This window comes from Thiomicrospira microaerophila (assembly GCF_000934765.1).
GTDB classification, from domain to species: Bacteria; Pseudomonadota; Gammaproteobacteria; order Thiomicrospirales; family Thiomicrospiraceae; genus Thiomicrospira; species Thiomicrospira microaerophila.
Window position 1 is genome coordinate 1 of sequence record NZ_JYNN01000053.1, and the last position, 13185, is coordinate 13185.

Annotated in this window: 10 protein-coding genes; 2 read left to right on the top strand and 8 right to left on the bottom strand. The window is 47.6% G+C overall.

The genetic code is table 11. From position 1 onward, the window contains the following. From NA59_RS11290 to mog, 4 genes are all read right to left on the bottom strand, one after another. Positions 1–917: tyrosine-type recombinase/integrase (locus NA59_RS11290; RefSeq protein ID WP_044412632.1), on the bottom strand; the 917-nt coding region annotated here is incomplete at its 3' end. 94 nt (positions 918–1011) lie between these two features. Beyond that, positions 1012–1995, bottom strand: coding sequence for a carbonic anhydrase (locus NA59_RS11295; RefSeq protein WP_044412645.1), 984 nt, complete (start codon positions 1993–1995; stop codon positions 1012–1014). 64 nt (positions 1996–2059) lie between these two features. Then, positions 2060–3007 carry a 50S ribosomal protein L3 N(5)-glutamine methyltransferase gene (gene prmB, locus NA59_RS11300; RefSeq protein WP_044412635.1) on the bottom strand — a complete coding sequence of 316 codons (948 nt, stop codon included), beginning with the start codon at positions 3005–3007 and terminating at the stop codon, positions 2060–2062. A gap of 7 nt (positions 3008–3014) precedes the next feature. Further along, positions 3015–3560 carry a molybdopterin adenylyltransferase gene (gene mog / locus NA59_RS11305; RefSeq protein WP_044412637.1) on the bottom strand — a complete coding sequence of 182 codons (546 nt, stop codon included), beginning with the start codon at positions 3558–3560 and terminating at the stop codon, positions 3015–3017. A 76-nt stretch (positions 3561–3636) separates the two neighbouring features. Here mog and lon point away from each other — a divergent pair, with 76 nt between their 5' ends. After that, entirely contained in the window at positions 3637–6147 is a 2511-nt protein-coding gene (lon, locus tag NA59_RS11310; RefSeq protein WP_083945055.1) for an endopeptidase La, read from the top strand. 144 nt (positions 6148–6291) lie between these two features. Beyond that, complete coding sequence (locus NA59_RS11315) at positions 6292–6873, top strand: SCO family protein (protein WP_052501638.1); 582 nt, start codon at positions 6292–6294, stop codon at positions 6871–6873. A 489-nt stretch (positions 6874–7362) separates the two neighbouring features. On the opposite strand, the gene NA59_RS11320 is transcribed toward NA59_RS11315, so the two are convergent. The 4 genes from NA59_RS11320 to NA59_RS11335 form a co-directional block, all read right to left on the bottom strand. After that, the gene (locus NA59_RS11320) at positions 7363–8307 is read right to left on the bottom strand and encodes an Rpn family recombination-promoting nuclease/putative transposase (protein ID WP_044412640.1); all 945 of its coding nucleotides are present in this window, start codon (positions 8305–8307) and stop codon (positions 7363–7365) included. Between the two features lie 339 nt (positions 8308–8646). Then, a complete protein-coding gene (locus tag NA59_RS14480; protein ID WP_052501639.1) occupies positions 8647–10185 on the bottom strand; it encodes a sensor domain-containing diguanylate cyclase in 1539 nt (512 codons plus the stop codon). Positions 10186–10668: 483 nt separating this feature from the next. Then, complete coding sequence (locus NA59_RS11330) at positions 10669–12261, bottom strand: AAA-like domain-containing protein (protein ID WP_044412643.1); 1593 nt, start codon at positions 12259–12261, stop codon at positions 10669–10671. A 304-nt stretch (positions 12262–12565) separates the two neighbouring features. Further along, positions 12566–13093 (bottom strand): invasion associated locus B family protein, encoded by a 528-nt coding sequence (locus NA59_RS11335; RefSeq protein WP_052501640.1) that lies wholly within the window; start codon positions 13091–13093, stop codon positions 12566–12568. Positions 13094–13185 lie beyond the last annotated feature (92 nt).

The window sequence follows — 13185 nt, forward strand, 5'->3', positions numbered from 1 at the left end:
ATCTCTTTAAGTTTCGTATTCAGTATCGAGCCTTTTATCGAATAAGGTCGCCCAAACCGATTCAATAGCAATGCTTTCTGTTCACTGACCTCATTCTTTACTAGCAATTCATATCGTTCATGCAACTTGTACTGCCACAGCCGCTCATATAGGGATATAGGGATATGAATTGTTCGTTCCTTATTGCCTTTTGTGCCACCTTGACCGCTTACCACCGCCATATCCTTGGAACTCAATACAACCGGCACAATCGCCTTACCACGCTTGGTTTTAGGGTCTTGTATGTAACTCTCTGGAAACGTCATCAATTCCTCTTTACGCATGCCTGTTTGAAGGGCTAAACGATAAATTAGTTGCTGAGAGATAAAACACTGGTGAGCCATTAAAGTTTTGACCTCTTGTTTAGTCAAAATCTGTAAAGCGGCAACATTTTCTTTAAGCATCACATTAGCCGTATTTTTTTGGTTTCCTGACCTATCCGTATGCGCTAAGAAGCCTTTGCCTTTGTTGATAATTACCGTCTCAATGTCGTAAGGAACAGATTCAATCCAGTGATTTCTTAGCGCAAATTCGTAGAACTGAATGATGATTCTTAATCGTCCATTGATGGTTGTTGAAGATAAGCCTTGATTCACTGACCAGTCACGATAAGCGGCAATGACTGAATGCTGAGTAGTCGCTAAACTTGAACGCCAATCTAAATTGTTACCCTCAAGCCAACCGAAAAAATCATACATATCCTGACCGTAACGCCACCAAGTATTCTTGCTTTCGACTCGCCCTCTGGTAATGCAAAAATAGATTAAGAACTGATTCACTTCCCACACCAACTCCATTTCAGAATTAACGATTAAAGGAAAGTCTTCATAGGAATGACCGTGCAGTTTAAAGTCTTCTGTTGCTTTAATTAATCTCATAAAACCAACTTCTCAAAACAATATGATTTAACTATAAATTAATTGTAAGATTATTACAACTGCATATCATAAAAAACCTTTTTTAATAATTTATCTAAAAATCGAAATAATAACCCGGCGTTGTCGGTGCTGAAAACTGACCGCCACTACGACTCGCATCGCGCAACCAAGACTTCAAAGGTAAACGCCCATTCAGCGCCTGTACAGGGCGACTATTATCCCCCAACACCTGATGTAAGGTGATCAGCTGTCGAATCGAGGCCTCAATCGGTTGTTGAAACACAATCCAAATCACCCCTTCGGTACAGGGTGGTGTTGTCAGCGACCCCAAATAACGATAAAAATGTTTACTTTCAGGCAAAAACCGAACTGGATTAAAATTAAGATCTTCAACAAGATGTAGACTGTCTTTTTCTTTGGGTAGATGCTCAAGAATCGTCGCTAAGGATACATTAGGTCGCCCTTCTTGCACCAAAACACTCATCACTAACTGGCGTCCCTCTCCATCGCGATGAAAAAACTGTATTTCCATTGGATACGCAAAGCCCTCTAGATGATGCTCACTCGGTGTGCGAAAACGATAATGGGTAAATTCAAAGCGCTGGTTATCTAACCGCATAAAACTACCCAATGGATAATCACCGCGCAGTCCTTGATGGTCATGGGTTAACCGTAGCGGTACAGGCCGATAAATAATATCTAACCCTGGCATACTAGGCGCATTAATTGCTTGATGACTTGATAAATTAATCGGCGATTGAATGACCCCCGTCGCACAACCCAAATAATTTGGGTCTAATCTATGCCAAAACCGAGGTGCTTTGTCTGCAGAATAACCCCACTTTGCGGGCTCAGGCGTGACAGGCGGCACGCGCTCACCACTTGATGCTTTTAACTCTGCGTCCGCTTCAGCGGGTGCCCCTTGTCTCTCGGCCGACGGTGCAGCCTCCTCCGCCACCGGCGCATCAGACGCATCAGGCGTTTGCCCTGCACGCTCCTGCGCCGCCATATGCGCCTCAAGCTCAGCAGCCAAGTCAAGCAAAGGTTCATTTGCGGACACAAGCCAAGTCATGCTCATTAACAAAAAAAACCACCTAAGCTGCCTGCACCCCATGCTCACTCCTTTTACGCTCGCATCACCATCAAACGCCATCACCCATACGCTGTTTCAAAACATCATCAAACAGCACTAATTCACTGCGATTGATGGCGAATACACCTTCACCGCCCTGTTCAAATTCAAACCAATAAAAAGGCAATTCAGGATAAGCTAATTCAAGATAATACTGCGACACGCCCACCTCAACAATCAACACACCGTCTTCGGTAAGATAATCCGCCGCCTGCGCCAAAATCTTGCGCACCAAATCCAACCCATCTTCGCCCGCGGCTAAACCCAGCGCCGGTTCAGCTTGAAACTCAGGCGGCAAAGCCTGCATTTCAATCTCATCAACATAGGGCGGATTAGACACAATTAAATCATAACGCTCGCCTTTTAACGCACTAAATAAGTCAGACTCGACAACCCGAGCCACCTGTTGCAAATCATAACGCGCAATATTTCGCTGCGCAACCGCCAAGGCATCCGGCGAAATATCCACCAGATCCACCGTCGCATTCGGCAAATGCTGCAAACTCGCAATACCAATACAGCCCGAACCGGTACACAAATCCAATACCCGCTCCACAGCATCCGGCTCAACCCAAGGTGCATAACCCTCAGCAATCAATTGCGCAATCGGAGAACGTGGCACCAGCGTATGCGCGTTGACATAAAAACGCAAGCCAGCAAACATGGCTTCGCCGGTTAAATAAGCCGCGGGTTTGCGCGTTAAAATGCGCTGTTTGAATAGTTCAGCGACCTTTTGACGCTCATCCAAGCTCAAACGGGATGATACAAAATCCGGTACCGCCGACCAGGGCAAATGGATGGCGTAACAAGCCAGCATTCTGGCTTCATCAAACGCATTATCCGTGCCATGACCAAACACCAGCTCAGCCTGCTCAAACAAGCAACCGCCCCAGCGAATAAAATCCTGTAGCGTGTGTAAACCGTCATAATGAAAATTCAATTGATCCGTTGCATTCATCTTGCTATTACGCCTTTTGTTTTGCGTGTTTCGGACGAAAAGCCTTTACAAAGGTTTCATCGGTCTCTAAAAACGGCCCATCGATTAAATCAATACAATAGGGCACAGCGGGGAACACCGCTTCTAAACACTCACCAATCGCAGACGGTTTACCGGGTAGGTTGATAATCAAACATTCAGCGCGCGTGCCCGCGACCTGACGCGATAAAATGGCCGTAGGTACATATTTGAGTGACACGGCACGCATTTGTTCCGCAAAGCCATCTAACACCTTATCACACACCGCTATCGTCGCCTCAGGCGTGACATCTCGCTTAGAAGGTCCGGTGCCACCGGTGGTTAGAATCAAACAACAGCCCTGCTGCTCCACCAACTCTATTAAAGTTTGCTCTATCACAGCTTGCTCATCCGGAATCAATTTCGCAACCGGTTGCCATTCGCACGTTAATGCCTGCGAAATCCATTGCTGCATCGCTGGCCCACCCAAATCTTCATACACACCCGAACTGGCACGATCGGATACCGTTACAAACCCAATTTTTATCTTTTCCATGCCCTACCCTTGAAATTTCTCGTCATTACCCGCATATGATACCGTATTACATCAACAATAAGAAATCGAAGCCCGTATGAGTGATCAAGAATTAGAAAACCAAGGCGATGAAAACATCACGCACGAGACCCAAGCGGTCGAAGAGGTGCATTATCAAGCACACCTCACCCTACCGAGCAAACCGAATCAATCCTTGCCTGACGAGGTTTTTCTTTTACCTATTAAAGAACGCCCCTTCTTCCCTGGCCAAACCCTACCCGTTATTTTAAACAAATCGGCTTGGCTGGACACCATTGAAGCGATTATGGATACTGGAGCCAAACATGTTGGCGTAGTGTATGTTGATAACGAAGACCACCACAATGCCAAGCCAGACGAATTTCATAAAATCGGCACGCTCATCCGTATTCACGAACCTAAAATACGTGACAACCACATTCAACTCGTCGCCGAAGGCTTACGTCGCTTTCAAATCGAGGGTTGGGTCAACGAATCCGCCCCCTACAAAGCCAAGGTTAGCTACCCAAGTGATGTTCGTACCGCTACCGATAAGGAATACAAAGCCTATGGTTTAGCAATCATGAATGCGTTTCGTGAACTCTTACCACTCAACCCGCTCTACAGTGAAGAGTTGCGTTATTTCTTAAACCGCTACAGCCCTGAAGACCCTGAACATCTGGTAGACTTCGCCGCCGCCGTGACAACCGCTAAGCCCGAACAACTGCAAGATGTGCTCGAAACCCTTGATTTATTATCACGGCTGGAAAAAGTGTTGGCGCTGTTTAAACACGAAATTGAAGTCACCAAATTACAATTTAATATTCGTGAACGCGTTGAAGAAAAAATGAACGACCAACAGCGCGATTTTTTCCTCCGCCAACAGCTCAAAGAAATTCAAAAAGAGCTGGGCATTGTTAAAGATGACCGTACCGCCGATGCCGATTTGTTCCGTGAACGTCTCGACAAACTCACACTCAGTGACGAAGCCAGCAAAAAAGCCGAAGAAGAACTCAACAAACTCAATATTCTTGACCCCCAATCACCCGAATACGGCGTATCACGCAACTGGCTAGACTGGTTAACCCAACTGCCTTGGGGACAACACAGTAAAGACAAGCTCGACATCAAACGCGCACGACGCATGCTCGACAAAGGCCACGATGGGCTGGACGATGTTAAAGACCGCATCCTTGAATTTATTGCTGTCGGCGCGTTAAAAGGTGAAATATCCGGCTCGATTATCTGCCTAGTGGGCCCGCCCGGTGTCGGTAAAACCTCGATTGGCCGCTCGATTGCCGAAGCACTCGACCGCCAGTTTTACCGCTTCTCCGTAGGCGGCATGCGCGATGAAGCCGAAATAAAAGGCCATCGCCGTACCTATATTGGTGCCATGCCCGGCAAGTTTATTCAAGCCCTTAAAGATTGCCAAACCGCCAATCCCGTGATTATGCTGGATGAAGTCGACAAAATTGGCGCCTCCTATCGCGGTGACCCTGCCTCGGCGCTGCTCGAAGTCCTCGACCCAGAACAAAACCATGAATTCATGGATCACTTTATGGATCTGCGCTTTGACCTATCCAAAGCGCTGTTTGTCTGCACCGCCAATACACTCGACAGCATCCCTAGCCCATTACTCGACCGAATGGAAGTGATTCGCCTATCAGGCTATATCACCGAAGAAAAACTCCAAATCGCCAAACACCATCTCTGGCCAAGCTTGCTGAAAGAAGCGGGGATGACTAAAGAACAGCTGCAAATCACCCCAGCGGCAATTCGCCAAGTGATCGAAGGCTATGCGCGTGAGGCTGGAGTGCGAAACCTCAAAAAACTCCTCGCCAAACTGATTCGCAAAGTCGCCATGAAACTGGTGCTCGGCGAAGTTGAACAGGTGCGCTTGCACATCAATGATCTTGAAACCTATTTAGGCCAACCGCGCTTTACCCCTGAAAAGCCACAACTCGAAATCGGCACGGTCACCGGGCTGGCTTGGACATCAATGGGCGGCGCCACCCTCAGTATCGAAGCGTCACGTATTCACACCCTCAATCGTGGCTTTAAACTCTCAGGCCAGCTCGGCGAAGTGATGCAAGAATCAGCAGGGATTGCCTATAGCTATATCGCCTCACACCTTGACCAATACAAAGCCGACCCCAAATTTTTTGACGAAGCCTTTGTACATTTACATGTACCCGATGGCGCGACACCCAAAGACGGCCCGAGCGCGGGCATCACCATGGCGACCGCCCTGCTCTCGCTAGCACGCAACGAACCCATCAAAACCCCGATGGCGATGACAGGCGAGCTCAGCTTAACAGGCCAAGTGCTGCCTGTAGGCGGCATTCGCGAAAAAGTCATCGCGGCTAAACGCGTGGGCATTAAAGAACTCATCCTACCCGATGACAATCGAAAAGACTTCAACGAACTGCCCGACTACCTAAAAGCCGACATGAGCGTTCACTTCGCGAAACAATTTGAAGAGGTCGCCAAACTCACGTTTAACATCCGCGCCAAATCCGCCGCCCTCAAAGCGATTGAACAACACGAAAAACAACAAGCAGATCAAACAGCTACAGACTCAAAACCTTAATGGAAATACAACCAAAAAACCACCAGGCCTGGTCGGTCTATGGCGATTTTAATGAACCCGGATATTTTATAAAGCTCACGCGAATTTATGAATCGAAGAAAGCGAAGCTAAACATCCGGGTTAATAACGTAGGGCGTTTTATTAATGCTAAAAATAAATCTGGGTATTGCGTTTGTCCTAGCCGTACTGATTATGGGCTTCTATGCTTTAACGACGATTAAGCCTACGCCCTCAGGCGGTCCATTTTCGCTTAACACGGTTGATGGCCCCATTTCGCTCGATGATTTTAACGGTCAGTGGCTGGTACTTTATTTTGGCTATGCCAGCTGCCCCGATGTCTGCCCGACGGATTTGGCACGCTGGAATCAGGTGTTTAACCAATTGCACAAGGAGGGTGTTCATGACATTGCGATGATGTTTGTTTCGGTGGACTTCGAACGCGATACGCCCGAACTGCTAGCGCAGTATGCCCAGTATTTCAACCCCAACTTTAAGGCGGCCACTGCCGATCAAACCGAGATCACACAGGTTGCCCAAGCCTATGGGGTAACCTGGGAAAAGGTCTACCAATCCAATAGCGCCATGAGCTATAGCATTGACCACTCCACCTACAGCTATTTAATTAACCCCGATGGCAAGCTCGTACGCATGTTCAAACAAACCACCGCCGTAGAAGCCTTAACCAACGAAATTCAAAAGCAAATGCGCGAATTTCAATCTATTTAAGCAGAGGCCCGCCAGACCAAACCGGCCGTAGCGAGGCAAAAAAGCACAGCTCATTTCAAACAACCCCACCCGCGGTCATTGCGAACGAAGTGAAGCAATCTCTTGAACCAGCGCAAGGTCTGAAGTGGCTATACTATCTCGTTCCCACGCTGTGCGTCACTGCCATTAAGTTAAGGAATGAGTGACAACACGGAGCTAACCAACTTGCGTCATTGCGAGGCCGAAGGCCGTGGCAATCTCTAGCAGACTGCGCACGCCCTTGAGAGATTGCCGCGTCGCTGCGCTCCTCGCAATGACCGTTTTTTTCTTAACTTAATGGCAGTGACGCTGTGCGTGGGAATGCAGACCGATTTAACCTATGAAACAGCGCTCAAACCCAAGTCTAAGGCGCTCCCACGTTCAACGTGGGAGCGAGACTTGACTGTAAGCTGTTGATTTATTAATTACTTTAGATGCGTCTGCCCTGGACTATCAATAGACCTACCAATGCTAGCTCGTTTTCGCGCGCAGCGCTTGGATTTGTTCAATGGTCAAACCGGTTTTAAGTGAAATGGTCTGATTATCAAGTACATCAAGCAAATTTTTAGCAATTTCAAGGGCTTTTTTTAATTCTCCTCGTTCTTCGCCAATACCTATACCTTCTTCACGGCCTTTTTCGATTCCAATACCAATGCCTTTTTCAATCCCCCGCTCCTCGCCGCGGATTTCGGCTTCTTCAACATGGGTATCAATCACGTTTTTCATGTCGCGGTAGTATTTTAGGCTGGCTTCGTAGGTTTGGCGCTCTACGGGCGTGAACTTGGCGATGCTGGCTTTTTCGAAGATGCGTAGGAAAATTTGTTGTTGTAGTCGGCGTGGCACATCGTGCAGTTTGTGCAGGTTTTTAAATAGGAATAACCATTTGTCTTGGTCCGTTTCGAGTTCGTCTTCGGTTTTGGTGAAGTTGGGCATGGTGAGGTAAATGAACATGCATTTGTCGTAGAAGACTTGGTTGTGTTGGTTTTTGAGCTGTACGGTATGCACCACATCTTTGTTGCCAGCGGATTTGTCTTCGTCGAATTCAAAGTCTAGGATGCCGATGGTATAGACCGCATCCAACTCAAAATCCCAGTCGTTGCCGCGCTCGGCTTGTTGTTGGATCGGGAAGCTGGCGTAATACACACTGCGGTCTTTAAAGAACTTTTGTTTGGCTTTTTGGATTTCAACAATGAAGTGTTCACCGCTAGGACTGGTGCAGTTGAGATCAAACACCGCGCGGCGATCTAGCTGGGTGGCGCCGAGTTTTTCGTTATGGGTGAAGTTGAGCGCTTGGATTTGATGTTTTTGCGGCAAGAGGGTATTTAAAAACGCAATCAGGTTTTCTTTCGAGTCCTCTTCGCCAAATAGGCGTTTGAAGCCGTAATCAGTGAATAGGTTGAGGTATTTTTCTTTCATGCGCTGGCCCTGCTGAGTGTTTTTACAGGATGTTAGTATAGCAGAATGGATAGGTTTGATGGTATGGCGCGCCCTCAAGAGATTGCCGCGTCGCTTTGCTCCTCGCAATGACAATAATATTCCGTCATTGCGAGCGGAGCGAAGCAATCTTTTAAACCAGTGCGCAGTCGGCTGGAGATTCCGGCCTTCGCCGGAATGACGGGGGATGTGCGGTTGGCTGGAGATTTCCGCGTCCGCTTTGCTCCTCGCAATGACGGGGGTTGTGGTGCACAGTTGGCTGGAGATTGCCGCGTCGCTGCGCTCCTCGCAATGACGGGGTTTATGTTGTTATTGCGCCCGTTAAAAACAAACCACTTGATTTTTACCGCGCTCCTTGGCTTGATACATCGCAATATCCGCCTGTTTAATCAATTCCTCATCGGTTTGGGCACCCGCCGCAATATGCGCAAGACCAATACTGGCGCCCACACTGACCTCTATCTGCAAATGTCGCAACATGATAGGTTGGCGAATCGCCTCTAGCAAACGTGTGGCAGCAACTTGCGCTTCTTGCTTGTCCTGGCAATTATTCAACAGCACCACAAATTCGTCACCGCCAATTCGAGCTGGCAAATCCCCTTGACGTGCTTGTTGCGTTAAACGTTTGGCGACAAAACGCAAAATATCATCCCCCGCATCATGCCCATAGGTGTCGTTGATCGGTTTAAAGCCGTCAAGGTCAATTAAAAAAATCGCAAACGGAGTTTGTTGGTCTTGATAATCCTCAAAGGCCATGTCCAAAAACTGATGAAAGCGCGCTCGGTTGGCCAAACCCGTTAATTGGTCATGGTAAGCCAGGTTTTTAATTTTAATCTCATTTTCTCTGCGCTCGGTAATATCATCCAGCGTTAAAATCACCATAGTAGGATGGGTTTCATCGTGCATAATCAACGAGACCTCACACAAAATGACTGAACCATCTTGGTTCTTGAGGTGGATTTCTTTTTTCTCAATCAACTTATTCGGACTTTGCTCTAAGGTCGCCAACAAATCATGCCAAAGATTCACCTCAACCGTTTGTATCGCCTGCTCTAACTCCATGCCTATCCAGGCAGGGCCTATTTTAGCTTGCCAAGCTTCATTAACCGTCACAATTTGGCGTTGATCCAGTCGAATCACTAGGGTTGGAACCGGCATAACACGCAATAAATCCAACAGCCGATTTTTCATCGTCACCACCGAATGAATCAACGGCATCTTCATCAATTCGGCTGGAATCTCCTTATCCTTCACAAGGTTGCCCTGAGTGATTTCTTGGGCAATGGCGAGCACATTTTTATTCTCATAGCCTTCACGTCGCAGGCTAATACTCAAATAAAGCATCATGCCGATAAACGGCAAAAAATAGGCAACGTGAATAAAAAACAGTTCCCAGAAATTCACATCATCAAACACATACACCGGCACACCCAGCGTTTGCGCATAACCTAAAACCAGATGATGCATATAAATCACCAAGGTCGCGACCACGATCGTGCGCCAATCTCGATAATACAACAACACGCCAATCAAACCGAACGCTGAGAAATGGGCTTCAATATCGCCATTAAGCTGATGAATAATCAGGCCTGTAAAAATCATAAAGGCGCTGCCCATGTAGAATCGGGTGATTAACGCCCCTGACTGGTGCTTTGCAAACCAATAGGCCAGCGCCACCGTAGGTATGCCAATTAAAAGCAAAGCATCAAAGGTATTATTTATCGGCGCAAGTGCCAAGCAGACCACAAAAAGAAACAGCGTCATCTTAAACATGATCTGATCCGCCGCTTCACGATATGGTCTCAGTATCGGATCGTAGCTAGCCTCTTGAACCAGCCAATGTTTAACTATGTTTATCATATTAACGACTCAAACAAAAAATGCCATCCAACCCAGATTGATAGGCTAAATAAGCGAGGATTAAAAAGCTATAAACCAGCCACGAAATAAACAAAATCTTTGGGGAAGGCCGATTCATAATGGGTTTGTTAGTATGTTCTGCTTTCACATAGACACCTTTTTGATAATCACAATTAGTTTAAGGTTATTTATTGTACACTCCAAACAACTTAAAACACGCATAACATCCAAGTAGATAGCAGGGCAAACGCATTGCGAGAAGCGCAGCGGCAATCTCTCAAGGGCGTGCGCAGTCTGCAAAAGATTGCCACGGCCTTCGGCCTCGCAATGACTGACTTTTTACCTAGCGCCGTCATCCCGGCGAAGGCCGTCATAAAAATAACCGTCATCCCGGCGTAGGCCGGGATCTCTTGAAGGTTTGCGTTGCAGGCTTAAGATTCCGGCCTTCGCCGGAATGACGAGAAATGACCTCAAACATCCCTGCTAACAGCCCATCACCAACAGCCCGTCTTGTTCTTTATGGCTTATCTTTTCATCCCAGCTTTTAGTTGAGCTTCGATCAAATATTATCAGCACGCCTTCACTGGCTTCTACCTTGCTCATGTATTCTTTTGTTTGTTCTATCCCTTTTTGGGTGGTTTCTTCTAGGTTGGCGTAGAGTATTTTGGTTTCTATCACGATATGCTGCATAGGGCCAAAAAAGCCCTGTTCTGTTGTCGGCCATTCGATAAAGATATCGGTTCGGCCTCGCCCGAGTGCGTATTCACGATGGATGCGACCTCCACCATTAATGATGCGCTGTAAAAAAGCTTGGAGCAGAAGCTGGGGGCCGGCCTCTTTGTATTGAAATCGTTCTATCCAGGAGTCGGCGTTTTTGCGGAAAAACGCTTGGAAGGCTAACAGCAGTTTTTTGGTGTTAAGACTGTTGTCTTCGTTTAGGTACCAGGCCTGCTCTTGGTTGGGTATGTTGGTTTGGGTGAGCCATGTGAGCTCTCTTGGGATGATCTCTTTGTAAATATCATTGCTTATGTGAACATTGGGCTTAGAGACGATAAGCCCTAAATCCTCTACATAGAGCTGATCATCGGGTTTAAGGGTTTTGGTGATTTCAAACTCACTGTTACCAATAATCGAGGAGATGACGTTATAAACCCGCTCTTCTCGCAGCTTGTCGGTCAGTTGGTCGAGGTGGGTGGCTCGGCTTTGTATCAGCTCTTCTCGGGCGATCATGTAGTGCGCGTAGCTTATGTGTAGACTTCTGTCTCTGAGTTCTCTGTTTTTCCAGGTGAGTTGATGCGCTAGCGCGTTGACGAGCCAGGGCTGGCCTTGGGTGTCGCTCCAGAGTTTATCCCAGATTTTTTCATCAAATGTTTGCCCTGTCGCTTGGGTGTGTTGCAGCCAAAGCGCTTTGCAGTCTTGGTAGGTGAAGTTGCCCATTCGTATGGATTCGGCTTTGATGTTGAACGCACTTCCGCCGGTGATGATTTCATGGTCTTGGGTGTGGATGCGGTAGTCTTTTATATCTCTCACACCACAGAGAATCAGAGCATGGGGAAAGGCTTCGGGTCTTTGGGCGTATCCTGCTCGGATTTGGCGCAACAGCGAGATGAGGGTGTCGCCTATCAGCGCATCGACTTCATCTAGCAGGAGTACTGTGGGTTTGCGGGTGGTTTGCGCCCAAAGCTCTAATAGCGTTGTTAGCTTATTCTCATAGGATGTGGCTTGCGCATCTTTACTGTAATACCAGGTCTTTAGCGTTTGGTCATTTAAATATCTTGCTGCACTATTTGCAATGACACTACAAATGGCTTCAACCCCCCTTTGCACGTCGCCTCTTGCCGCCTGCGCTGCTTCGATATTGGCATAAACACAGGCATAGGTATCACCCGCGTTTAGCGCCTCCATCATACCGATAAGTGTCGAGGTCTTGCCTGTTTGGCGTGGCGCATGGAGAATAAAGTAGCGTTTTTGAGCGATGAGTGATGCTATCTCCTCCCAATCCACTCTTGAAAGCGGGTCAATATGATAGTGATCCGCTTTTATGGTAGGTCCTGCGGTGTTAAAAAACTTAGGCATCTCGACTCTCTATTTTGCTTTCTTTGGCCAGTGATTATAGCTGAAAAAAAATTCCCCGTCATTGCGAGGAGCACAGCGACACGGCCAACAAAGTCAGCGCGAAGCCTGAATCTCTCAAGGGCGTGCGCAGTTTGCCAGAGATTGCCACGGCCATCGGCCTCGCAATGACTAATTTTTTACCTAGCGCCGTCATCCCAAAAAAAGCCGGCATAAAAAACCCCGTCATCCCGGCGAAGGCCGGGATCTCTTGAGGGTATGCGTTGCAGGCTAAAGATGCCGGCCTTCGCCGGAATGACGAGACGCCTTAATTTTGTATCAACGCATTACTGGCGGCGGTAAAACCTTTTAGCGATAGCTGCAAGACCGTGTTTTCAGGCTGCCCTAATCCACGAATCCCGATTTTAGCCTTCTGCCCTGCTCTGAGTTGACGCCATACTTTATTATCTAACGCGATCACAGCGGCACAGCCGTTGGCGTTGCAAGTTAAATAGGGGGCGGAACCGACTTCACCTTCATCGATTTGAATTAGCAGACCGGGGCGTAAATCCACACCCAATGGCACGCTGATTTCAAGCAAACGCTGCTCGCCGTTTCTTGTCACAATCGCTTGAAGCACACGCTGGCTTTGTTCGCCCTGCTCAACCGAGAGGGTTTGCATCATCTGACACTGCTTTGAATCTTGTTGTTCCGCACACACCAACAGCCAATCTTGATAGGGCGTTTGTTCTATCTTCGGTTGTTGTGCTGTCGCGTGACTGCTGAGGCTGAACAAGCTGATAACACTTATCGCCGCGAGTTTTTTAAGTTGTGGTGCTAACCAGGCCTGCTGCATTATGCCACCTCATCCTGCGTGTCGGTTTTAGTGTTGGCTGTGGTGGTTTTTTCAGCTTGGATTTTTTTTGGCCATTCGGTTCATGAGATCAT